General features: G+C 53.1%; 21 protein-coding genes. 9 read left to right on the top strand and 12 right to left on the bottom strand.

The features are described 5' to 3' along the window. Nucleotides 1-6: 6 nt before the first annotated feature. Complete coding sequence (ttcA, locus tag F8561_RS11190) at nt 7-942, top strand: tRNA 2-thiocytidine(32) synthetase TtcA (protein ID WP_138013879.1); 936 nt, start codon at nt 7-9, stop codon at nt 940-942. A gap of 50 nt (nt 943-992) precedes the next feature. On the opposite strand, the gene dbpA is transcribed toward ttcA, so the two are convergent. The 4 genes from dbpA to F8561_RS11170 all read right to left on the bottom strand — a co-directional run bounded on the left by dbpA (nt 993) and on the right by F8561_RS11170 (nt 5186). Beyond that, entirely contained in the window at nt 993-2366 is a 1374-nt protein-coding gene (gene dbpA, locus F8561_RS11185; protein WP_014170312.1) for an ATP-dependent RNA helicase DbpA, read from the bottom strand. Between the two features lie 27 nt (nt 2367-2393). Further along, entirely contained in the window at nt 2394-2576 is a 183-nt protein-coding gene (locus tag F8561_RS11180; protein ID WP_020882481.1) for a hypothetical protein, read from the bottom strand. A gap of 274 nt (nt 2577-2850) precedes the next feature. Beyond that, nucleotides 2851-3834 carry a zinc transporter ZntB gene (zntB, locus tag F8561_RS11175; RefSeq protein ID WP_014170313.1) on the bottom strand — a complete coding sequence of 328 codons (984 nt, stop codon included), beginning with the start codon at nt 3832-3834 and terminating at the stop codon, nt 2851-2853. A 200-nt stretch (nt 3835-4034) separates the two neighbouring features. Beyond that, complete coding sequence (locus tag F8561_RS11170) at nt 4035-5186, bottom strand: methyl-accepting chemotaxis protein (RefSeq protein WP_151887450.1); 1152 nt, start codon at nt 5184-5186, stop codon at nt 4035-4037. A 457-nt stretch (nt 5187-5643) separates the two neighbouring features. On the opposite strand from F8561_RS11170, the gene F8561_RS11165 reads away from it, so the two are divergent. The 4 genes from F8561_RS11165 (at nt 5644) to F8561_RS11150 (ending at nt 10093) form a co-directional block, all read left to right on the top strand. Further along, on the top strand, nt 5644-7773 hold the full coding sequence (locus F8561_RS11165) for a putative bifunctional diguanylate cyclase/phosphodiesterase (RefSeq protein ID WP_151887449.1): 2130 nt from the start codon (nt 5644-5646) through the stop codon (nt 7771-7773). 92 nt (nt 7774-7865) lie between these two features. Further along, nucleotides 7866-9098: a sensor domain-containing diguanylate cyclase gene (locus F8561_RS11160; protein WP_014170316.1), complete on the top strand. Its 1233-nt coding sequence runs from the start codon at nt 7866-7868 to the stop codon at nt 9096-9098. Nucleotides 9099-9171: 73 nt separating this feature from the next. Further along, nucleotides 9172-9312, top strand: coding sequence for an Ecr family regulatory small membrane protein (locus tag F8561_RS11155; RefSeq protein WP_020882478.1), 141 nt, complete (start codon nt 9172-9174; stop codon nt 9310-9312). 217 nt (nt 9313-9529) lie between these two features. After that, nucleotides 9530-10093 (top strand): DJ-1/PfpI family protein, encoded by a 564-nt coding sequence (locus F8561_RS11150; RefSeq protein ID WP_025204027.1) that lies wholly within the window; start codon nt 9530-9532, stop codon nt 10091-10093. 69 nt (nt 10094-10162) lie between these two features. Here F8561_RS11150 and F8561_RS11145 read toward each other — a convergent pair whose 3' ends face one another. Further along, entirely contained in the window at nt 10163-10921 is a 759-nt protein-coding gene (locus F8561_RS11145; protein WP_151887448.1) for a hypothetical protein, read from the bottom strand. Between the two features lie 115 nt (nt 10922-11036). Beyond that, the gene (locus tag F8561_RS11140; RefSeq protein WP_151887447.1) at nt 11037-12653 is read right to left on the bottom strand and encodes a peptide ABC transporter substrate-binding protein; all 1617 of its coding nucleotides are present in this window, start codon (nt 12651-12653) and stop codon (nt 11037-11039) included. A 185-nt stretch (nt 12654-12838) separates the two neighbouring features. On the opposite strand from F8561_RS11140, the gene mpaA reads away from it, so the two are divergent. Then, complete coding sequence (gene mpaA, locus F8561_RS11135; protein WP_020882474.1) at nt 12839-13552, top strand: murein tripeptide amidase MpaA; 714 nt, start codon at nt 12839-12841, stop codon at nt 13550-13552. Here mpaA and ycjG read toward each other — a convergent pair. After that, entirely contained in the window at nt 13543-14508 is a 966-nt protein-coding gene (ycjG, locus tag F8561_RS11130) for an L-Ala-D/L-Glu epimerase (RefSeq protein ID WP_151887446.1), read from the bottom strand. The genes mpaA and ycjG overlap by 10 nt on opposite strands. 107 nt (nt 14509-14615) lie before the next feature. Here ycjG and tpx point away from each other — a divergent pair, with 107 nt between their 5' ends. Further along, on the top strand, nt 14616-15122 hold the full coding sequence (gene tpx / locus F8561_RS11125) for a thiol peroxidase (RefSeq protein ID WP_079230938.1): 507 nt from the start codon (nt 14616-14618) through the stop codon (nt 15120-15122). A gap of 332 nt (nt 15123-15454) precedes the next feature. Further along, nucleotides 15455-16663 carry an aldose 1-epimerase family protein gene (locus tag F8561_RS11120; RefSeq protein WP_014170324.1) on the top strand — a complete coding sequence of 403 codons (1209 nt, stop codon included), beginning with the start codon at nt 15455-15457 and terminating at the stop codon, nt 16661-16663. A gap of 35 nt (nt 16664-16698) precedes the next feature. Here F8561_RS11120 and tyrR read toward each other — a convergent pair whose 3' ends face one another. The 3 genes from tyrR to F8561_RS11105 form a co-directional block, all read right to left on the bottom strand. Next, on the bottom strand, nt 16699-18240 hold the full coding sequence (gene tyrR / locus F8561_RS11115) for a transcriptional regulator TyrR (protein ID WP_014170325.1): 1542 nt from the start codon (nt 18238-18240) through the stop codon (nt 16699-16701). 113 nt (nt 18241-18353) lie between these two features. After that, a complete protein-coding gene (locus F8561_RS11110; protein ID WP_138614097.1) occupies nt 18354-19406 on the bottom strand; it encodes a YcjF family protein in 1053 nt (350 codons plus the stop codon). Beyond that, nucleotides 19403-20800 (bottom strand): YcjX family protein, encoded by a 1398-nt coding sequence (locus F8561_RS11105; protein ID WP_049021890.1) that lies wholly within the window; start codon nt 20798-20800, stop codon nt 19403-19405. The genes F8561_RS11110 and F8561_RS11105 overlap by 4 nt, the downstream gene beginning before the upstream one ends. 155 nt (nt 20801-20955) lie before the next feature. Here F8561_RS11105 and F8561_RS11100 point away from each other — a divergent pair, with 155 nt between their 5' ends. Then, entirely contained in the window at nt 20956-21966 is a 1011-nt protein-coding gene (locus F8561_RS11100) for a LacI family DNA-binding transcriptional regulator (RefSeq protein WP_121339621.1), read from the top strand. A gap of 34 nt (nt 21967-22000) precedes the next feature. On the opposite strand, the gene F8561_RS11095 is transcribed toward F8561_RS11100, so the two are convergent. Next, nucleotides 22001-22915 (bottom strand): OmpG family monomeric porin, encoded by a 915-nt coding sequence (locus tag F8561_RS11095; RefSeq protein WP_138614099.1) that lies wholly within the window; start codon nt 22913-22915, stop codon nt 22001-22003. 66 nt (nt 22916-22981) lie between these two features. Continuing rightward, nucleotides 22982-24064: an ABC transporter ATP-binding protein gene (locus tag F8561_RS11090; RefSeq protein WP_151887445.1), complete on the bottom strand. Its 1083-nt coding sequence runs from the start codon at nt 24062-24064 to the stop codon at nt 22982-22984. Between the last annotated feature and the right edge of the window lie 2 nt (nt 24065-24066).

Below are 24066 nucleotides of genomic sequence, written 5' to 3'. Positions count from 1 at the left end.
GATTAAATGCAACAAAATCAAGAAATTAATAAGAAAGAGCAATACAACCTGAACAAACTGCAAAAGCGTCTGCGCCGTAACGTTGGTGAAGCCATTGCAGACTTCAATATGATTGAAGAAGGCGACCGCATTATGGTCTGCCTGTCAGGTGGTAAAGACAGTTACACCATGCTGGAGATCCTGCGTAATCTTCAGCAAAGCGCGCCGGTGAAGTTTTCCCTGGTGGCGGTTAACCTCGATCAAAAGCAGCCTGGTTTCCCGGAGCACATTCTGCCGGAATACCTGGAAAAACTGGGCGTTGAGTACAAAATCGTAGAAGAAAATACCTACGGGATTGTGAAAGAGAAGATCCCGGAAGGCAAAACCACCTGCTCTCTCTGCTCTCGTCTTCGCCGCGGCATCCTGTACCGTACCGCGACAGAACTGGGTGCAACCAAAATCGCACTCGGCCATCACCGCGACGATATCCTGCAGACGCTGTTCCTGAACATGTTCTACGGCGGCAAGATGAAAGGCATGCCGCCAAAACTGATGAGCGATGATGGCAAACACATTGTGATCCGCCCGCTTGCCTACTGCCGCGAGAAAGATATCGAGCGGTTCTCTCAGGCCAAAGGGTTCCCGATCATTCCATGTAACCTGTGCGGCTCTCAGCCGAACCTGCAGCGTCAGGTGATTGGTGACATGCTGCGTGACTGGGACAAACGCTACCCGGGCCGTATCGAAACCATGTTCAGCGCGATGCAGAACGTGGTGCCTTCTCACCTCGCGGACGTTGAGCTTTTCGATTTCAAAGGCATCAACCATGAGTCGGAAGTGGTGAATGGCGGCGATCTGGCGTTTGACCGGGAAGAGATCCCCGTGAAACCTGCTGGCTGGCAGCCAGAAGAAGATGACAATCAGTTTGAAGAACTGCGCCTGAATGTCGTAGAAGTGAAATAGTGAAATAACGCAAACGCGTCTCAGACCACCGTCTGAGACGCGTTTAAACCTTATTTCAGCAGACGAACGCGACAGGTTTTACCCTTGATTTTCCCGTTCTGCAGCTGTTTCCAGGCCTTATGGGCAACCGACTGGCGAACAGCAACATAAACATGTGCAGGATGTACCGCAATCTTGCCGATATCAGCCCCATCCAGCCCCACGTCTCCGGTCAGCGCACCGAGCACATCACCCGGACGCATCTTGGCTTTTTTACCGCCATCAATACACAGCGTTGCCATTTCTGCTTCCAGCGGAACGAGACTGACATTGCCCGGTGCATTCACCCAGTTAAGCTTAATCTGCAGCATTTCAGACAGAATATTGGCGCGCTGCGCCTCTTCCGGTGCGCAGAAGCTGATGGCCAGACCGCTGTTTCCGGCACGCGCAGTACGGCCGATACGGTGAACGTGTACTTCAGGATCCCATGCCAGCTCGTAGTTCACGACCAGCTCAAGCGATTTAATATCCAGACCGCGCGCCGCCACGTCGGTGGCAACCAGCACGCGGGCACTGCCGTTAGCGAAACGGACCAGCGTCTGATCGCGATCGCGCTGTTCCAGATCGCCATGCAACGATAACGCGCTCTGCCCAGCAGCGTTCAGGGCGTCACAGACCGCCTGACAATCTTTTTTGGTGTTACAGAACACCACGCAGGAAGCGGGCTGATGCTGACTGAGCACCTTCTGCAGGAGCGCGATTTTTCCATGCTGGGACGTTTCATAAAACTGCTGCTCGATAGCAGGCAGCGCATCAACACTGTCAATTTCGATGGTGAGCGGATTTTTCTGCACGCGGCCACTGATTGCGGCGATCGCTTCAGGCCAGGTCGCCGAAAATAACAGCGTCTGACGGTCTGCAGGCGCGAAACGGATCACTTCATCGATAGCATCGCTGAAGCCCATATCCAGCATCCGGTCTGCTTCATCCATGACCAGCGTGTGTAATGCATCCAGCGAGACCGTACCTTTTTGCAGGTGGTCGAGCAGTCGGCCAGGCGTCGCCACAATGATGTGTGGTGGATGCTGAAGCGAATCACGCTGTGCGCCAAACGGCTGTCCGCCACAGAGGGTTAAAATCTTGGTATTAGGCAGGAATCGCGCCAGACGACGCAGCTCGCCCGCGACCTGGTCCGCCAGTTCGCGGGTTGGGCACAGCACCAGAGACTGCGTCTGAAACAGCGCAGCATCAATATGCTGTAGCAGACCCAGACCGAAAGCCGCCGTTTTTCCGCTCCCTGTTTTAGCCTGAACGCGTACATCACGCCCCTCAAGAATGGCGGGCAATGCGGCCGCCTGAACAGGCGTCATGGTGAGGTATCCCAACTCGTTGAGGTTATCGAGTTGGGCGGCGGGCAGTACATTCAGGGTTGAAAAAGCGGTCACAATAGTCTCTCGTGGTCATCTTTGCGGTCAGATGGCGCGTATCCTCGCAGATCTCGGGGTTCGATGCGACAATTTAATCGGTTCTTCATCGGGCGGCGGGTCAGGCATCGGTTGCGGACGCGGAACAGGATCGGGCATCGGTGTCGGATCGGTGGGGATCGGATCGGACTGACGTGAATACTGCAGTTGCAGAGCGAGTAAGATGCTCATCATTCCCTCCAGGTTTTACTGACGTCCCTTTTAGGGTAGACGCTGGGGAACAGGAGGCAAAAAAAAGCCGACTAGTTAAGTCGGCGTCGTACGAATCAATTGTGCTATGCAGTAATTCAAAAAAGGAAGTAAGACAATATGGAGCGCAACGCCCATCGCTTGACGTTGCATTCACCTGCGGGAGTAATATTGCACCTTACGCGGTCATTGTTTATTGACTTCGCTCAATTAAAAGAGCGTTTTGATCTCCGTAAAAGCTGAAAAAAGCGTAAATTTACAGCCATTTACTACGATGCAACCACCATGCAACACCACCGATCAAAACAACTAACATGACGCAAAATGCGGTAAAGCCATAATGGGCCGCGCCGCCGGGAATTCCGCCCAGGTTCACGCCAAACAATCCCGTCAGGAATGTGCTCGGCAGAAAGACCATTGCCATCAGCGACATCGTATAGGTTCTTCTCGCCAGCGACTCCTGCATCACCTGCGCGATTTCATCCGCCATGACGCCCGTGCGGGCAATACAGGAATCGATTTCATCAAGTCCGCGGCCCAGCCTGTCGGCAATATCCTGCATTCGGCGTCGCTGATCGTCATTCATCCAGTTGAGCCTTTCGCTGGACAGACGGGCGTATACGTCCCGCTGTGGCGTCATATAACGGCGCATGACAATTAACTGCTTACGCAGGAGCGCCAGAAAACCGCGCGGCGGGATCTGCTGATCGAGCAGGTTATCTTCGAGGTCGATGATTTTATCGTGCAGCTCTTCGATAAACTCACTCGCATGGTCAGTCAGCGCGTCGCAGACGTCCACCAGCCAGCTTCCGCAATCGGTCGGTCCGGTGCCCTCTTTCAGATCGTTCACGATATCATCCAGCGCCAGAACTTTACGCTGACGGGTGGAGACAATCAGACCATCGTCCATATAAACACGCATCGCGACCAGCTGGTCAGGACGTTCATCGGTGCTGCCGTTAATGCAACGCAAAGTGATGAGCGTGCCGTCCCCCATTCTGCTCACACGTGGCCGCAGGCTTTCACCCGCCAGCGCATCACGCACGTTGTTCGGCAGGAGCGGCGTCGTGGCCAGCCAGTCGGCACTGTCCGGATGGGTATAGTTAAGGTGTAGCCAGCAGGGATGCTCATTATCAATGACATCGTTGTCTTCCAGCGGTCGGGCACCGCCACGACCATCCAGCACCCAGGCAAAAACTGCATCAGGAACGTTTAGTTCTGATCCTTTTATACTCTCCACCGCGCCTCCCCCTTTTCAGCTCTTTCGTTGTCAGTCTAGCTTTCATCAGGGGTTAAGCAACAACTATGTTTCGCATCGCGCTGAATTCGCTCAGGAAATAACCGTATTTTGCCAGGCGCCTTTTCAGACCGCACGGGAGGGTAATTCAGCGGCGAGAAGTCGGGATAAAAGAGCCCGGTTAACCAGGCTCTTTTCGTGCATCAGAGGGAGTGACCGGGACGCGAGTGGAATGACAGCGGGCCAGCATGAGAAGGCGTGGATTCAACCTGATACCCCTTTTCGAGCCGGAAGTTACGCGTCCGCGCCTGCAGTTCACTTACCTGATTACGCAGTACATCAGAGGATCCGTTGAGTTCTTCTGCCATCGTAACGTTACTTTGCGTGACCCGTTCCAGCTCAGATAAGGCCAGCGTAATCTGGGAAATGCCTTTCTCCTGCTCTGACGTCGAGGTGAAAATGTCATCCATCAACTGGCTGACATTGCCGGAGCCGGTCACAATTTCTTGCATATTCTTTTCAGCTTCGGACACAACGGTCACGCCCTGAGTGACGTTATTGCTGGTCACTTCAATCAGCGTTTTGATGTTTTTGGCGGCATCCGCACTGCGGTGGGCCAGGTTTCGCACCTCTTCTGCCACCACCGAAAACCCTTTTCCGTGGTCACCGGCTCTGGCCGCCTCAACGGCCGCGTTTAGCGCCAGGATATTCGTCTGGAAGGCAATGCCGTCGATCATTGAGATAATCTCCGTCATTTGCTGTGCACATTCGGTAATGGATTGCATATTGGTGGCCACCTGCCCCATCAACTCGCCACCTTTACGCGCCTGCAGTGTCGCCCTGTTTGCCTGCTCGCTGGCCAGTCGGGTGTTATCGGCATTATTTCGGGTACTTGCTGCCATCTGCTCCATGCTGGCAGCCGTTTGCACCAGCGATGCAGACTGCTGCTCTGTTTTCACCGAAAGCTGCGCGCTACGCGCGGAGAGTTGATCGGACAAGGTCATGGCGGTTTGCGACGAGGCCCTGATCTCGCGTACCAGGGTCGCGATGTTGCTGGAGAGGCTGTTAATCCCGGGGATTAAACGCCCTGCACAGTTATTGCCAAATTCAGGGATAGTCACGCCAAGATTGCCTGCAGTCACTTCTTCAATACTTTTTTTCACCGTATTGATCGGCGTCACAAGATACTTTGTCATGTAGCCCCAGAGCAAAAATAGCGCAACGAAATTGATGATATTGAGTGAAATAAAGAGAGAGGATTTGCTGGAAAATAGAACAGCGACACCTGCATCAACCAGGAAAAGACATAAAAGGAACCCGGTAATGAAGGTTCTGACACTAATATTTCTTAGCATGATTATATCCACGATTTTATATTTAGGTCGGCATTAAGATTTATAGCATTCGTGTTGTTGTTTGTCCTGATGAACAACGCTGGTTTCACCTTTCGCCGTTAGCCACCTGAGATTTAACTTAAGTCAGATAAAAACAGGGTATTAGTGAAAATGTTATATGCAGCATCCTGTGATACTGGTTTCCTGCCACTTTAAGCGATACCATCGCCTGCGATGAGACAATATGGCCGCGCTCATATTTAAGGGGCTTTGCTGCAATTATTCGCCTTTGTTTAGCAATGCTTAATAAGTGCCGGGAAGAATATATTTTATATTCACCGCCAGCCTTAACGTTTTAATATGACCGGTCGTTTTGCACGATACCTAACTCATATTATTTGAATGCGCATGTACGTTGCCAGTTAAAGACGTGCCCGGCAGGCGAAATCGGTAACCCTCTTTGGCGTGGGATTGCATAATGCTCAATATATCGTGGGACCCTGTGTTAATAGCCCTCTCGTATCTGGTGGCCTTTATCGCCTCATTTGTGGCCCTGGACAGCGCCGGAAAAATCCCGCTTTCCAGCCGTAAAACGGCGATGTTCTGGCGTATCGCCGGAGGCGTCACGCTTGGGATCGGGATCTGGTCAATGCACTTCATCGGCATGCTGTCGATGCAAATGCCGATGATAATGAGCTATAACCTCTGGTTAACCCTCGCCTCACTGGGCGTGGCGGTGGTTGCATCCACGGTCGCCATCAATATTGCCGTAACGGGTAAAACCCTTTCCCCTTTTCGATTGATCATTGCCACGGTGCTCCTGAGTGCTGGCGTGGTCTGTATGCACTTTATCGGTATGGCCGCACTGATGCTGGACAGCCATATTCTCTGGGAACGACGCATTGTTGCCGTGTCCGTGTTGATTGCCGTTATGGCCTCCGGCGCGGCGCTGTGGCTGGCATTTCGCCTGCGGGATATGCGCAAAGGGGTGTTTATCAATCGTATTCTCGCGGCCTGCGTGCTGGGTGTCGCCATCTGCGCGATGCACTACACCGGCATGCATGCCGCCCATTTTCAGGAAATGACGCATACCCTGCCCGGCGGTATCAGCGAGTTGGGGTTATCGGTCTGGGTTTCTGTCACCACACTGTGCCTGCTCGGCGGTATGTTAATGATTTCGCTCATCGACTCGCACCGGCGGACGAACCGACTGACCGACAACCTACGCCAGCTTAATCGTCAGCTTGAACTGCAGGCGCGGTTTGATGCGCTCACCGGTCTCGCTAATCGCCACCAAATGGACATTCGGATGCAGGATTGCCTGCGCAGCGCATTGCTCAGCAAGAAGCCATTCGCCGTGATTTTCCTCAACGTCGATCATTTCAAACGCATCAACGATACCTGGGGCCACAACACCGGGGATGAGTTGTTAATCTCTCTCGCGCAGCGCATTACCGCCCGCCTTACCCGCGAGATGACCCTCGCCAGGCTTGGCGGCGACGCCTTTATCCTGCTGGTTCCCGAGTGTGACGACGATAAACTCAACCCGCTGCTCACGACATTGCTGGAGGATATGCGCCGCCCGTTTTCACTTTGTGGGCACACGCTGAGCACAACAATCAGCGCGGGGGTCAGCCTCTACCCGCAGGATGGCGAGACGCTGCATGAGCTGAAGCTTAAAGCCGATGCGGCCCTGAATCGCGTCAAAGAGGATGGCCGAAACGGCTGGGCCGTCTACCGAAACGAGATGTCAACGGCCATTCCGGCCAACCCCGGCTTCCTGCAGGAGTTAACTCAGGCGCTGGAACGCGATCAGTTTGAACTGTGGTATCAGCCGACCTGGCATGCAAAAGACACCACTATTCACGGTTTTGAAGCCCTTCTGCGCTGGCGGCACCCTGAGCAAGGGGTGTTGCTGCCTAATCTGTTTTTACCGTCGCTGGAACAAACGGGGCTGATCATCCCGGTGGGGAACTGGGCGATTGAAGCGGCATGCCGTCAGCTTCATTTCTGGACAGAACAAGGTTTCAGCCAGTGGACATTGTCCTTTAACCTTTCCCCCGTTCAGTTCGAACAGCCAGATATCTTCCACATCATTTCGTCGATGTTGCATAAATATAATCTGTCGCCCTCCCGGCTTATCCTTGAGGTGACGGAAAGTACTGCACTGAAAAATCTCGACCGCAGTATTGAATTACTCAATGCGTTCAATCAAGCCGGGATTACCGTCTCGATTGATGATTTTGGCACCGGCTATTCCAACCTGTTGATGTTGAGCGTTCTGCCCGCTAAAGAGCTAAAAATCGACAAAAGCTTTGTGCACTCGATGCTGGTAAATGAAAAAAGCCGCAAGCTGGTGGAAACCATTATCAATATCGCCCGGACCATGGAAATGAATGTGGTTGCGGAAGGGATCGAGACGGAAGAACAACAGGTGGTACTGACGGACCTCGGCTGTGATTACCTGCAGGGGTTCCTTTTCTCCCGTCCTTTACCTGCCGAACAGGTTCCCTGGCTGTTGCTGCAAAAAAACTCAGACAAACAAATTATACCCATTGGTAAAATTCACGCGGAACCCGCATATATTTCACAAAAAAATCATGCCTGACCGGGTTAAGTAGAGTATGTTTCAAAGGAGTCCACTCCCGTTAATTCTGTCATGATCCTCAGGCACATGGTGCCGATGTACAGGAATACGCTATGTCGCAAAATTGTTTTGATGCGCTGAATTTAATTAAAACCCCCGTGTGGCTCATTTCACCTGCTTCAGAACAGATCATTTTTGCAAATGTGGCCGCCGCTCAGATCATGGGCGATAAAACCCTGGATGACCTACGCAAAGGTACCTATTCCGCCAATGCGCATCACGTGCTGTCGATGTATGTGCCTGAACTGAAGAGTGAGCAGGAGATCGTCGAAATCTGGACCATCTCCCGCGATGGACATGAAACCGCGCTGAGCTGCCGTCTCTCGCTTGCCCATTTCGTGCCCCAGGGGAATGTTATTGTTTTTGAAGGGCTGACGCAGCAGGTTCTCTCCGGGCTTAAGGCCAGCCGCTCTGCGACCTACCAGCGCAAAAAACAGGGATTTTACGCGCGCTTTTTCCTGACCAACAGCGCGCCAATGCTGCTTATCGATCCGTCCCGGGATGGCCAGATTGTGGATGCCAATCTGGCGGCGCTGACTTTTTACGGTTATGCGCATGATGAAATGTGCAGAAAACATACCTGGGAAATCAATACTCTGGGGCGGGATGTGATCCCCGTGATGACGGAGATTGCCGCGTTGCCGGGCGGCCATAAGCCCCTCAACTTTATCCACCGTCTGGCCGATGGCTCCACCCGCCATGTTCAGACCTATGCCGGGCCGATTGAAATTTACGGTGACAAATTGATGTTGTGCATTATCCACGATATCACCGAGCAAAAAAGGCTGGAGCAGGAGCTGGAACACGCGGCACTGCGTGATTCCATGACGGGCCTGCTCAACCGGCGTCAGTTCTATATCATCACCGACCAGGCCAATACCCATCATCTTCCCGCGCAGCAGCAATTTAGCCTGCTGCTGGTGGATACCGATCACTTCAAAAATATCAACGACCTCTTCGGCCACCTGAAAGGTGATGAGGTACTGATCTCGCTCTCGCGCACGCTGGAAGCCTGTAGCCGCAAAGAGGACCTGGTCTTCCGCTGGGGCGGTGAGGAGTTCGTCATCCTGCTGCCGCGCACCCCGCTCGACACCGCCCTGCAAATCGCCGAAACTGTGCGCGATGCGGTCGCCCGCATCACGATCCCGGGTTTACCTCGCTTCACCGTCAGCATTGGCGTGGCGCGACATAATCCGGGCGAGAGTATGGATGAACTGTTTAAACGTGTGGACGATGCGCTTTATCGCGCCAAAAGTGATGGGCGTAATAAAGTCCTGGCGGCATGAAACTGGTGTATCTTCGTAAGCCCCGTTACAATGCCCCTCTCGAATAAATGGACCACAGGTGGGTAGATGTGCAATGGGAAAAACAGAAATAATACTCACCATAATTATTTTATTCGTTATTATATTTGGCTTCTGGTTTATTTTCAGCGGTGAGATCTGGTTTCTGGTGGAATACCTTGAGAACAGTATCTACCCCACCTTCGATGCGCTATGACGCATGTTTAATTCCTTGTTTCACCTACCGAATTTGTCAGGTATCAGCACCGGTAAGAAGTGCGTAAAATACGCAACGTTATCCTCCAACAAGTTGATAACGAATCATTAAATCATTTGCTTATTTCGCCCGTTCTCTGACGGGCTTTTTTTATTTCCGGCAATTCAGCTGTGCCAGGCTATATCTTAAACATCGTTAAACCTAAAGGTGAGAAATGATGAGCAAGAAAATCCTGATGTTGGTCGGCGATTACGCCGAAGATTATGAAACAATGGTGCCCTTTCAGGCTTTACAGATGATTGGCCATCAGGTGGACGCTGTCTGCCCGGACAAATCCCGTGGCGACTACATCATGACGGCGATCCATGATTTCGACGGCGCCCAGACCTACAGTGAAAAGCCGGGCCACCGTTTTATCCTCAATGCCGATTTTTCCGCCGTAAAAGAGCAGGATTATGACGCGCTGCTAATCCCGGGCGGACGAGCCCCTGAATATCTCCGGCTAAATGATGACGTGCTGAAACTGGTGCAGGCCTTCGACGCCGCGCGCAAACCGATTGCTGCGGTTTGCCACGGACCGCAACTGCTCGCTGCTGCCGGCATATTAAAAGGACGAACCTGTAGCGCCTATCCCGCCTGTGCGCCTGAAGTCCGCCTCGGCGGCGGGCACTATGCCAATATTGGTATCGATCAGGCGCACGTAGACGGTAATCTGGTCACTGCCCCCGCCTGGCCTGCGCATCCGCAATGGCTGGCGAAATTCAGTGCATTGCTAGAATAACAGTGCCCTGCTCCCGCCAGCAGCGCCTGGCGGGAGCAATCTGCTGGGAATAATGTGTCGCCCGGCGATTTAGCGATCCTGCCGCTCCCACTGCGCTTCCCGCTCACGCGCTTTTCTGCGGGCTTCCTCTTTTTCACGATACAGTGGCGGATAGTAGATGTTCCCCCAGTCCCATTTACCGAACCAGAGACTCATCAGCGTACTAAAGATGAGTATAAGCACGGTATAAAACAGGACGATTCCGCTTTCACCGCCGTGGCTGAACAGATCGATGACCAGCGAATGCTTCGCGTCGCTAAACCACTGCGGATGGTCATCAAGCATCATGAAAAACAGGATCCCAAAGAGTAAATCCCCGACTTTAAATCGTTCATGAAATTTCGTGCGCCAGTTTGCATTATGTTTTTCATAATAATTCAGCAGGAACTGGTTGTTTTCCTTCAACGCTAAATCAAGTACTTCGCCTGAAGGAACTTCACCCGACCTCTTCTGATAATCACTCTGCGCGCGCAAGAAATCCGGGAAGATTCTGCTGTAGATGAACTCATTGAGTAATAGCCTGACGATATTGGCTATAAAAGGCATCAGGGTGGTGGCAATCAAACCTAAGGCGGCGAGCGCCACGCAGAAAAAACCCAAATGTTCGGTCCAGTTAAGCGTCTGAACAGGCCAGGTCAACATTCCTTGCCCGCTGTATACCAGCAGCGCCAGATCGGCGAAAAGGACAATATAGATGAAGCGGATAATCCATTGCCATTCCCAGATTTTATCCATAATCCCTAACCCTACCGGGAAAGACGCTTTCTCTTTCTTTTCATCCGTCATCATTTACCTCCCCTTTGACTCACGGAACAAACATCCCTCGTTCAATAAAGAAAAACTGGCGCAAATGCGCCAGCTCTTAATTTAACGTTCACAACGAAGCCCGTCGGTTACCGGCTCGTCAGTGTTTCTCAATATACATCGTCCGGCTATAAGCCACGTCTTCCGGGTTATTAATGGGGTAACCTTTCACCCATGGTTTGATCAGGCGGCCGTTGGTGTACTGGTAAATAGGTGCGATTGGCGCTTTTTCCGTGAGGATTTTCTCCGCCATGTTGTAGTCTGCGTTACGCGCTTTCGCCGTATTTTCGAGCGTCGCCTGATGGATAATTTTATCGTACGCCGGATCGTTGAAACGCGAGATATTGCCGCTGTGGGTTGAAGTCAATAACGACAGGAAGGTCGATGGCTCATTGTAATCCCCGACCCATGACGCGCGGATCACATCGAAATTACCGGTATTACGGCTGTCGATGTAGGTTTTCCACTCCTGGTTTTGCAGTTTGACGTCAACGCCGAGGTTTTTTTTCCACATCGAGGCCACCGCAATCGCGATTTTCTGATGGTTTTCTGACGTGTTGTACAACAGGTTCAGCTTCAGCGGGCGCTGAGGGCCATAGCCCGCGGCCTGAAGCAGCGTTTTCGCCTGGGCATTAAGTTCCTGCTGTGACATCTGTTCAAACGGCGAGGTTTCTGGCGTAAACCCTGCCGTCACGTCTGGCGTGAAATGCCAGGCGGGCTTCTCACCGGTTCCTAACACTTTGTCCGCCATGATGCGGCGATCGATGGTCATGCTCAGGGCGAGACGTACACGGGCATCGGCCGTGGGTCCTTTTTGCGTATTAAACGCATAGTAATAGGTGCCCAGCTGAGGCGGTGTATACACCTGTCCCGGAATGTCCTTGAGCAGCTTCTGATACATGTTTTTCGGGAACGATTCGGTGATATCAATATCATCCGCCAGATAGCGTTTAGTGGCCGAGGATTCCTGGTTAATCGGTATGAACGTCACTTTTTGCAGGACGGTTTTGGCGTTATCCCAGTAGTGTGTATTTGGCACCACAACCAGTTTTTCATTCACCACGCGATCTTTCATAACGTAGGCGCCATTTCCGACCAGAGCCCCCGGACGCGTCCACTCTTTGCCGCTCTCCACATTGGCCTTTTGCACCGGATAGAAGGCAAAGTTTGCCGTCAGATTGCTAAACCACGGCAGCGGTTTATCCAGCTGCACACGTAAGGTTTTTGCATCTACGGCCGTCACGCCCAGCATATCTGGCGCGGCTTTACCATCAATTATCGCCTGTGCGTTATGGATACCCGCCAGCGCCGCAAACCAGGCAAACGGAGACGTGGTTTTCGGATCAACCAGACGCTGCCAGCTGTAGACAAAATCCTGAGCGGTAACCGGAGAACCGTCAGACCATTTCGCGTTATCACGTAAGGAGAAGGTCCAGATACGGTTATCGTTACTCTGCCAGCGCGTCGCCACGCCTGGTGTCAGTTCACCTTTCTCATTCTGATTAACCAGTCCTTCAAAAAGGTCGCGAATGACCTGTATCTCGGGTAATCCCACGGCTTTTGCCGGATCAAGGGAAGCCGGCTCATCTTTAATGTGTCTGACCAGCTCCTGTTTTTGCGCCAGTACCGTGCCCTGTGGCACATCAGCGGCGTACGAGAGTGAAGAGAGTCCGCACAGCAACAGTGCAGTACAGAGACGCGAAACAGGATGCTTCATAAGATCCCCTTTTATGAATTCAGGTAATAAGCAGATGCGTAATTATTTGTTTCGACAATGAGAATTGCAAATACCTTCCTCCGGAAAGTTGATATCCGGCAATTTTCCCGCCATACGGAAACTATTTGATTAACCGCGAGTTTTGCACAACACTGCCAGTAGAGACTTCTTTATCAGGATTTCCTATGGCAATCACCCGACCCAGAGCGGAACGCGGCGCCTTCCCGCCAGGTGCAGAGCAGTATGGCCGTTCATTTTTAGGCGCATCGCTGATTTGGTTTCCGGCCCCCGATGCCGATCGCAACAGCGGCTTGATCATTGCCGGCACGCACGGCGACGAGAACTCGTCTGTCGTCACGCTCTCGTGCGCGCTGCGCACGTTGACGCCCAGCTTACGACGTCATCACGTGATTCTGGCCGTCAACCCGGATGGGTGTCAGCTTGGGTTACGCGCCAATGCGCGGGGCATCGATTTAAACCGTAATTTCCCTGCAGCAAACTGGCGCGCCGGTGAAACGGTTTATCGCTGGAACAGCTCCGCTGAAGAGCGTGACGTTGTCTTACTGACCGGCGACACGCCGGGCTCGGAGCCGGAAACACAAGCGCTGTGCCAGTTAATCCATAAGATCCACCCGGCCTGGGTTGTCACCTTCCACGATCCGCTGGCCTGCATCGAAGATCCGCGGCACACCGAGCTGGGCGAATGGCTGGCGAATGCTTTCGCCCTGCCGCTTGTCTCCAGCGTGGGCTATGAAACCCCTGGCTCATTCGGCAGCTGGTGTGCCGACCTGGGATTACCTTGCATCACCGCGGAATTCCCGCCGATATCGTCAGACGAAGCCAGCGAAAAATATTTAAAGGCCATGGTGGAGCTTCTGCGCTGGCAGCCTCAAAAATGAAGGACGCCGCTGGTAAACGTGAGTGCCGGTGAAACGTCAACCGCCAGCCATGTCGGGCCATCAAGATCGGCAAAACTGACATGATTTACCAGCGGCAGCGCCGCGTTGATCGCCCGGGATGTACACAGCATGCATCCCAGCATGATTGAAAACCCCTGCGCCTGCGCCTGTTCTGCCAGCGCCAGCGCCTCTGTCAGCCCGCCGGTCTTGTCGAGCTTGATATTGACCATCTCGTAACGGCCCTGCAGTTCAACCAGGCTATCGCGCGTATGGCAGCTTTCATCTGCGCAGATGGGCAGCGGGTGGATAAAATTCTTCAGCGCCGCATCATCCTGTGCCGGCAGAGGCTGCTCCAGCATGGCTACGCCCAGGTCGGCCAGCAGCTGACATCGTGCGGCAAGGCCTTCGGGATGCCATGACTCATTCGCATCCACAATTAACGTGGCTGTCGGGACTGCCGAGCGGATAGCGACCATACGCTCGCTGATCAGACGATCGTCAAGCTTCACCTTTAACAGCGTCGCCCCCGCATCAAGGAGTGCTTTTGCGCTGGCGGCCATGTGTTCAGGCTCGCCAATCACTACCGTTTGCGCCGTGACAACCGATGTCGGCAACGTGACGCCTAGCAGCGTCGTCAGCGAGGTTTGCTGTTTGGCAGCCTCCAGGCTCCAGAGTGCGCAGTCAATCGCATTACGTGCCGCGCCGGCGGGTATACGCTGCTGTAACGCCTCGCGGGTGAGCCCTTTTTCCAGATCGGGAACGAGCGTCATGATAAGTGCCATTACCGACGCCAGACTTTCGCCATAGCGCGGGTACGGCGTGCATTCGCCGACGCCCTTAATGCCGTCATCTTCTATCTCCACCACGACCACACTGGCTTCGCTTCGACTGCCGCGGGAGATCACAAACGGGGTATGCAATGGCCAGGCTTCTTCATAGACCTTAACGCTTCTCATCACTGACTCCTTGCGGCCCGGAAAGGCGAAAAAATTGGTTTGCCGTGTTATCCGCTGATGGCATACACTAGCCACGACGTTAACTATATGTAAACAGGAAGATATCTATGTCACAACTCGTTCATTTCCAGGGCAACCCGGTTACTGTTGCAGGTTCCATTCCACAGGCTGGCAGCAAAGCACAGGCTTTTACTCTGGTGGCTAAAGATCTGTCTGACGTCACACTGTCTCAGTTTGCTGGCAAACGCAAAGTCCTGAACATTTTCCCAAGCATCGACACCGGCGTCTGTGCTGCATCCGTGCGCAAATTCAACCAGCTGGCGACGGAAATGGACAACACCGTTGTGCTGTGTATTTCTGCCGATCTGCCGTTCGCCCAGTCCCGGTTCTGCGGTGCTGAAGGCCTGAGCAACGTCACTACCCTCTCCACCCTGCGCAGCCCGGATTTCCTGGAAAACTACGGCGTGAGCATCGCGGAAGGCCCACTGAAAGGCCTGGCAGCGCGCGCTGTACTGGTTATCGATGAAAATGACAACGTCGTCTTCAGCGAACTGGTTAACGAAATCACCACCGAGCCGGATTACACTGCCGCGCTGGACGTGTTGAAAGCATAATGAATGCTTAGCATTCTATATAGCTTAGCAATCTAATGAAATAACAGGGTTTATTTCTCTTTGCAGGCTCTGGAAGACGACACATGACAAACCTCGCACTGGCGGGGTTTTTTATTCCCTTCTAGCTGAATCGTTAAAGCTAAAACCTTCACCTTTCACATTTACTGTGCAATTAATTGTATGAAAGTTAACTTAATTGCGATCTTATTCTCATATTAGACCTTAAATATTCATATTTTCTTCCCCAGTGAAGCACATCACATTTCCCTTCAGGTCAAAACATTAGATTTGCTGACGAAAGAAAATAATCGTTTCAGCAAAAAGGAAGGGATATGAAAATTAAACTGGCTATTACGCTCCTTGCAGCTTTGATTTCGGGTCATGCTGCGGCGAAAACCTGGGTGCTGACAAGCGCTGAAAGCGGCGTGGAGAAAGGAAACTGGAAAATAACGAGCGATGAGCTGAAGGTAAAAGATCAGGCGTTCAGCATTGAACAAAAAGTGTTGCACGGTGGCAAACAGGAAGGCAGCAAAATCCTTGTTATCAGCAGTAAAAGTGGCCTGACCATTACCTTAAGCCCCTCTCGCGGCATGAACCTGCTCCATGTGGAAGGCTTCGGCACCAGAATGGGCTGGGATTCCCCGGTAAAAGAGGTCGTGAACCCGGCATATATTAATCTGGAAAGTCGCAACGGGCTTGGCTGGCTGGAAGGTTTCAACGAGATGATGGTGCGCTGTGGCTATGAGTGGACGGGCCACCCGGTCACGGCTGACGGCCAAATCTACACGCTTCACGGCAAGGCGGGCAATACGCCTGTATCGCAGGTTGAAGTGGAGGTGGCTGACGCCGCCCCCCATGAAATTCGAATTCGCGGTTTGATCAAAGAGAGCACGTTCAAAAAAGCAGATTTGCAGACCATGACCGAACTGCGTTACGTCCCAGGAACCAACCAGTTCAGTTTGCATGATGTCCTGACAAACCATGCCGATTACCCGCATGATTATCAAATCATCTACCACAGCAACTTTGGTACCCCGATCCTCGAAGAAGGTGCGCGCTTCCTTGCCCCGGTCGCGAGCGTCAGTCCATTCAATGACTACGCGAAAGCCGGTGTCAACGACTGGCAGACCTATGCTGGGCCAACGAAAGGCTTTGATGAGATGGTGTTTAACCTCAAACCGCTTGCGGATAACAACCACGAAACCCTCGCGGCCGTGGTGAATAAAGCCGGTGATAAAGGGGCGTCCATTCAGTTTGATACCCGCCAGTTGCCGGTGCTGACCTTATGGAAAAACACCGACACCCTGAAGCAAGGTTATGTCACCGGTATTGAGCCGGGTACCAGCTACGCCTACCCGGTCACCATTGAGCGCGAACAAAAACGCGTTAAGCAACTGCAACCGGGAGCCAGCACACAGTTTGATCTGACCTATACCCTACTCCATAACCCGCAACAGGTGAAAGACGTGGAGAACCGAATTGCATCGATTCAGGGAGAGACAAAGGTCGACATTAATAGCACCCCTATCGCAAAAGAATGAGTAAAAAAAAGCCTCTTTACAGAGGCTTTTTACCGTTATTCGTCACCCTTCTTCTGATTCAAACCATACTCTCGCAACTTATTGGCAATCGCCGTGTGTGAAACGCCAAGGCGTTTTGCCAGCTTACGGGTGCTTGGATAGCTACGGTACAGTTGCGTCAGCACGGAGCGCTCAAAACGGCTGGTAATGTCATCCAGCGAACCTTCCATCGCCTCTTCACCTACTGACACCGTCCCGGCATCGTAATCCGGTAACAGAATATCCTGCGGCCGCAGTTCATAACCTTCCAGCTGCGTCAGTGCGCGGTAAACGGCGTTCTTGAGTTGGCGAATGTTGCCCGGCCAGCCGTAGCGCATGAGCACCGTGCCGAGATCGGCTGAAAGCTTCGGACGCGGTACTCCCTGCTCGTCGGCAAAGCGCGCCACAAAGAGTTCGGTCAGCGGCATGATATCCTGCGGGCAATCGCGCAGCGGTGGGATATTCAGGGTCAGGACATTCAGGCGGTAGTAGAGATCCTCGCGGAATACCCCTTTTTGCACCAGTTCGACCAGGTTTTTCTGCGTCGCACAAATCACACGCACATCCACATGAACTTCGTGATCCTCGCCTACACGGCGGAACGTGCCATCATTGAGGAAGCGCAGCAGCTTGGCCTGCATGCGTGGCGACATTTCACCAATCTCGTCCAGCAGCACGGAACCGCCGTTAGCCTGCTCGAAGAACCCTTTTTTACCTTCCGGCGCGTGACCAAATAATTCGCTTTCGACGGCATCTTCCGGAATCGAGGCGCAGTTCAGGGCCAGATACGGTTTTGCCGCTCGCGGGCTGGCCAGGTGCACAGCGTGCGCCAGCAGGTCCTTCCCGGTACCGGTATCGCCGGTAATCAGCAGTGGCGCGGTCAGACTCGCGAGTTTGCGCGCCTGGTCTACCACATGCCGCATTTTCGGGCTGACGGCAATAATCTGGCTGAATGCCCCCACATCCTGACTGGAGATATTTTGCAGCTGACGGCCCATGCGCACGGTAGAACGCAGCATGATCACGGCGCCGGTCAGAACGCGCGTGTCGGCCTCGCCTTTCAGATAGACCGGCGTTATCTCCATTAAGAAATTCTGTCCGTGGATAACCACATGCTCGCTGTGGGTGTTCTGCGGATTGCTGTCCAGCCAGCGCTGGAAGTTAAAGCCGGGAATCAACTGTGCTGCGTTGTGGTTGCTGAGTTTTTCCTGACTCTGCGCGAACAGCTGGCAGCTGGCATGGTTAACACGCTCAACCTTACTTTTCAAATCCAGGGAGAGGAAAGGCTCTGGCATGGCTTCAAGCAATGCGCTCAATGCCAGATGCTCACGCTCCGACGGCATCCAGGGGATGGTGCGTACATCCGTAACGCCAGCGATACGGCGTATTTCTGCCATCAGGCTACTGAACGTATTAAATTCAATTTCGGCAAAATTGAGGTAAATTCGCCCGACAGGATCGATCTCAATGCCACGTAAATCAATGCTACGTAAAACAAGAAGATCGAGTAATTCGCGGGTCAGACCGAGACGGTCTTCACAGAAGACTTCAAGACGCATGGGAAATTCACCATTTTAAGCCAATAACATTAAAATGATATGTCAGAACACGGTGATCGGGAAGATGGCTGTCAACAAATATTGACAGCCAGCACGATTAGTGACCAAACCGGCTACTGAACCGGTTTTTTATTGAGCGTCTCTTTGAGCTGACCGATTAACTCACGTCGGAAATCCCCCAATCGCGGCTTATCGCCATCAATCCACGGCAGTGGACGGCACACTTCCATCGCTTTGATGCCCAGACGGGCGGTCAACAAACCGGCACCAATACCCTGCGCGGCACGGGCAGAGAGACGCGCCGCCAGATCCTGCGACATCCAGTCCATCCCCACTTCCCGCACCAGCTCGCTTGCTCCGGCAAAGGCGATGTTGAGCAATACCAGACGGAACAAGCGAAGGCGGCTGTAGTACCCCAGTTCAATGCCGTATAAAGCAGCAATCCGGTTAATCAGACGCAGGTTACGCCAGGCGATAAACGCCATATCCACCAGAGCCAGCGGGCTGACGGCAATCATCAGGGTTGATTCCGCAGCAGAGCGGCTGATTTCGCGCCGCGCCTGGGCATCCAGCACCGGCTGCACCATGTGGGAATACAGCGTCACCACTTCACGATCGTTCTGGGTTTCATGGATAGCGGCATACCAGCGCTGAAGCGCCGGGTGTGACTGGTCAATACCCGCCTGACTGGCCAGCTTTTCACAAAACGCGCGGCCTTTGCCGGTTCCGTGACTGTGGAGAAGATCCCGCGCTTCATCACGCTCATGGGCGCGCTGTCGCAGGCGCCACAGGCGACGCCACTCGGTCGCAACAGACCCGACACCCGCCCCCACAATCAGAGCACCGGCAGCGCAGCCGCCCAACGCGACCCAGTCCTGGGTTTGCCAGGCGTTGGCCGCCCATTGGACGCCTTGCCCAACCACGCTGACGCCAAACAATGCCAGCCCGGCAGTCACCATCTTTCGCCACAGGCTGCGTTTTGGGCGTAGCGCGGCTTCCACCACCGCTTCAGCCGGCCCCTCTTCAACAAGCAGCTCTTCGGTCAGCGCCGGGGCAAAATTATCTGCCTGCGGGCCATTAAACGTCTGCGCGGTTTTAAACGCCTCCGGGTGCTCTTGCTCAAGCGTTCCGGTAAAATCAATGCGCGGTTTTAACGGTTCCGTCATCGCAATTTATCTCCAATCAAAAACTCCAGCGCCGCATCCAGACGGATATGCGGTAACGGCTGATCGACCGTCATGGCCTGCGGGCGGAAGGCTTCAAACTGGAAGCCCTGGTTCTGCCAGAAGGCCGGCCCCGGAAGGCGAGCGGGCACTTCGCCCGGATAGACAGTAAGCGGTTCGCCGTCGCTGAGACGGTTCCCGCGCAATGCCGGTATTTTCTCGCCATTAAGGTCAATCAACCCACTCTGTGTCGCCTGTACGGAAGCCAGTCCAAGGCAATCCATACTGATCCCTTCGAATGCGGCATTCTGCCAGGCGTCCTGCACCAGTTGCTGCAGCAGCGACACCATATTGGCATGCTGATCGACCGTCACGTGATCGGCTTTTGTGGCCGCAAACAGCAGCTTGTCGATAACGGGTGAGAAGAGACGGCGAAACAGCGTGCGCTGCCCGTAGTGAAAACTTTGCATTAACTGTGTCAGCGCCAGGCGCATATCGTTGAAGGCCTGCGGCCCGCTGTTCAGCGGTTGCAGACAATCCACCAGCACAATCTGGCGATCAAAACGTAAAAAGTGGTTTTTATAAAAACCTTTCACCACTTTTTCACAGTAGTAATTGTAACGCTCGCGCAGCATTCCGGCGTTAGTGTGTTTGTCCGCCTGGGCCAGTTTTGACTCCCCGATGCCATCCACGTCCGGCCACGGAAAAAACTGCAGCGCAGGTGCGCCCGCCAAATCTCCCGGCAGAACAAAACGGCCCGGCTGGATGAAATGCAGCCCTTCCTGCTTACACTGATGCAGATACTCCGTCCAGGCCTCGGCAATCGCCGCCAGCCGGTTTTCATCGGCAGGCGCCAGCGGATCCAGGCCTTCGCACAGTTTTCGCCATTTCGTCGACCACTCGGCGCGGTTGCCCTGCAACAGCCCTGTCATCTGCCGTGACCAGCTGAGATAGTCCTGTGCCAGCATAGGTAAATCGAGTAACCACTCACCGGGGTAATCCACAATTTCCAGATACAGGGTGGAGGTGTCCTTGAAGTGGCGCATCAGGGATTCATTAGAGCGAAAACGCAGCGCAAGGCGAATTTCACTCACCCCGCGCGTCGGCGTCGGCCAGGTGGGCGGTTCACCATAAAGCTGAGCCAGCCCTTCATCATAGGTAAAGCGAGGAATGCCAAAATCGCGCTGAGGCACACGTTTAACCCCCAGCAGGCGCTCTTCCCGCACGGCGCTCAGCAGCGGCAGCCGCGCCCCACTGTGCAGGTTAAGCAGCTGGTTCACCATAGCGGTGATAAACGCCGTCTTGCCGCTGCGGCTCAGCCCCGTCACCGCCAGACGCAAATGACGGTCAACGCCACGGTTCACCAGTGAATTGAGTTCGTTCTTAAGTCGCTTCATCGCCGTCCTTCATTGCCTGGAAGCCTCAAATACATTGCTTCAGAATACAATAAATGGGGGCAGATCGTTGATTATCAATTCTTATTTATTGCTATTGCCGTTTTCTCTCCAGTAAGATGAACGACATTGCTGTTAGTCAGGAGTGAGTAAGGTGTATGTCACCCACCATCTATGATATCGCACGGGTTGCCGGCGTTTCGAAATCAACCGTCTCCCGCGTTCTGAATAAACAAACGAATATTTCTCCTGAAGCGCGTGAAAAAGTGTTGAAGGCGATTGACGAATTAAATTATCAACCCAATAAACTCGCCCGCGCCCTGACCTCTTCTGGCTTCGACGCCATTATGGTTATTTCGACACGCTCGACGAAAACCACCGCCGGCAACCCTTTTTTCTCTGATGTTCTGCATGCCATTACAGCCAAAGCTGAAGAGGAAGGTTTTGACGTTATTTTGCAAACCTCGAAAAGCAGTGAAGACGATCTGCTGAAATGCGAAAGTAAAATAAAACAAAAAATGATTAAAGGGATCATCATGCTGAGCTCACCGGCAAATGAATCCTTTTTCACAACGCTGGATGCTTATGGCGTACCGGTGGTCGTCATCGGGAAAGTCGAAGGTGATTTTCAGAATATTTACTCGGTCGACACGGATAATTTTCACGACAGCGCCACGCTAACAGAAACCTTTATTAAAAATGGCCGACGTAACATTGCCTGTCTGCATGCGCCGCTCAATTATCATGTTTCGATTGATCGTCTTGCCGGTTATAAATCCAGCCTGGAAAAGCACGGCATCGCCATTAACCCGGCGTGGATCATCGACGGCGGATATACCCATGAAAGCGCGCTTGCCGCGGCCACAGAATTGCTCTCCTCGGCCACGCCACCTGATGCGGTATTTGCCACCGACAGCATGAAGTTACTCAGCCTTTATCGCGCGGCGGATACTCTGGATCTGAGGATCCCCGAGCAGGTGGTGATTGCAGGATACAGTGACCCGATGCTCTCCCTCATTTTAACGCCAGCACCCGGGGGCTTTGATATCCCAACCCGCAAGCTGGGTGAAGAGAGCTGCAATCTTCTTTTCAGGCGTATCGCCGGTCAGCCTGCGCCACAAAAAGTGCTTGTCGATACCCGCTTTACGTTAGCGCCCTCTCTTCGCTAAAACCAGGGGCTGAAAGCCCCTGGCATCCGGACTGTCAGAACGCGTAATTAACGCCAACACCCGCGTAGTGGAAACGGTCGCTGTCGCCTTCGTCATGGTTTTCCCATTCGTAGGCGTATTCCAGCGTCATGGATAATCCATTGTTGAAGTCATACGCGTACAGAAGACCCAGTCGGTTGAAATCGTGTCCTTCACGATCGGGATCGTCCTGCCAGTCCCAGTTCGACCAGCGATCCAGCCCCAGACGGGTATATGGCGTGAGCGTCGTCTGGCCTAATGAAACAGGCAGATACGCGCGAATTTCCTGCGTTGAAAATTCGCCGTTATTACGTGAACTGTCCATATTGAAACCGCGCTCAAGATAATAGTTCACTTTAGCAGAGAAGGTTTCATTAATGGTCCAGGTAAAACCCGTTTCCGTTTCTACACGGCTGTCGGCATAACCGGTTTTTTCCAGGTCATTCGCAAACTGATACATGGCAAACCAGCCACCAAAACGCCAGTCGTCGGACAATTTAATATTCCAGTCCGGTTGAATTTTGTAACGCTGCATATTTGCGCTACCGTCTTTGGCACCGTGTTCATCTTTAAAGTGATAACCGTAATTACGGAAACCGCCGGTCAACCCGAGTGTAAAATCATCGGTGCCAATAAAGCGATAGCGTAATTCAAATTCCGGGCGGTCAAAATAGGTCCCACGGGTCATGCTGCTGTAATCAACCGGTCCTTCCTGATACATTGCCAGCGAAAGGGTCCAGGCATCCCATGTGGCATTAAACCACACAGAGGGTTCATATAATCCATCTTTATCGTCGCCCTGACCTTCGACGTTTTCAATTTCATACATGGCACCGATATTAAATTCCCAGTGTTTTGCTGATTCCGTTGCGTGCGCGCAGCTAACCCCTGCGCACAGAACGAGCGCAGCACTTCTTAGTAGAGTACTCATTTAAATGTTCCCTTTATAATTAACTCAAAAAAAACCGGAAATTTGCATTTCCGGCGAACGCCTTTCTTATCTAATAGCCACTTCAGTATCAGCGTCGAAGAAATGACATTTATTCATATCGAACTGGATGCCGATATTATCCCCCGCCGCATAATCATTTACCGCTCCTGCACGAACGACCAGCTCATGCCCGCCCACGGTGGCATAGAGCATGAACTCAGCCCCGGTCAGTTCGGCCACGCTGACTTTTGCCGCAATATCATCCCCACGGCTTTGCAGCGTCAGAATATCTTCCGGCCGGATCCCAAAGACCACGGCTTTACGCTGATATCCGGCGGCCTTCACCGCCGCCAGCGTGTCTTCAGGTATCTCCAGACGCAGCGTTTCCGTCACGAAATAGCGATCGTCTATCGCGCCCCGGATAAAATTCATTGCCGGTGAGCCGATGAAGCCCGCCACAAACATATTCGCCGGTTCGTTGTAGACCTGCTTAGGTGCCCCCACCTGCTGAATAACGCCATCCTTGAGGATCACAATGCGGGTCGCCATCGTCATCGCTTCCGTCTGATCGTGGGTCACGTAAATCATTGTGGTGTTGAGCTTCTGGTGCAGCTTGCTGATTTCAGCGCGCATTTGCACACGCAGCTTGGCGTCCAGGTTAGAAAGCGGTTCATCCATCAGAAAGACGCCGGCTTCGCGCACAATCGCCCGTCCTAACGCCACGCGCTGACGTTGCCCACCCGATAATGCGCCAGGTTTACGCGTGAGGTAATCACGCAACCCCAGGATTTGTGCCGCCCAGTTCACACGCTCTTCAATGACCGCGGGGGGAATTTTCTGCATCTTCAGGCCAAACGCCATGTTGTCGTAAACCGTCATATGCGGATAAAGCGCATAGTTCTGGAAAACCATCGCAATGTCGCGGGACTTGGCGGGCACATCGTTCATGCAGACACCGTCAATCACCAGCTCACCGGCAGAGATCTCCTCCAGCCCGGCAATCATGCGAAGCGTTGTCGATTTACCGCACCCCGAGGGACCCACAAAGACGATAAACTCCTTGTCCTCAATTTCGAGGTTAAAATCCTTAACCACATGGACCTGGTTATCGTAGATTTTCTGAATATGTTTCAGAGACAGTTGAGCCATTT

The sequence above is a fragment of the Enterobacter sp. 198 genome (genome assembly GCF_009025585.1).
Taxonomy (GTDB): Bacteria; Pseudomonadota; Gammaproteobacteria; order Enterobacterales; family Enterobacteriaceae; genus Enterobacter; species Enterobacter ludwigii.
The sequence above is the reverse complement of the archived record's forward strand: the minus strand, read 5'-3'. Positions and strand labels throughout refer to the sequence as shown.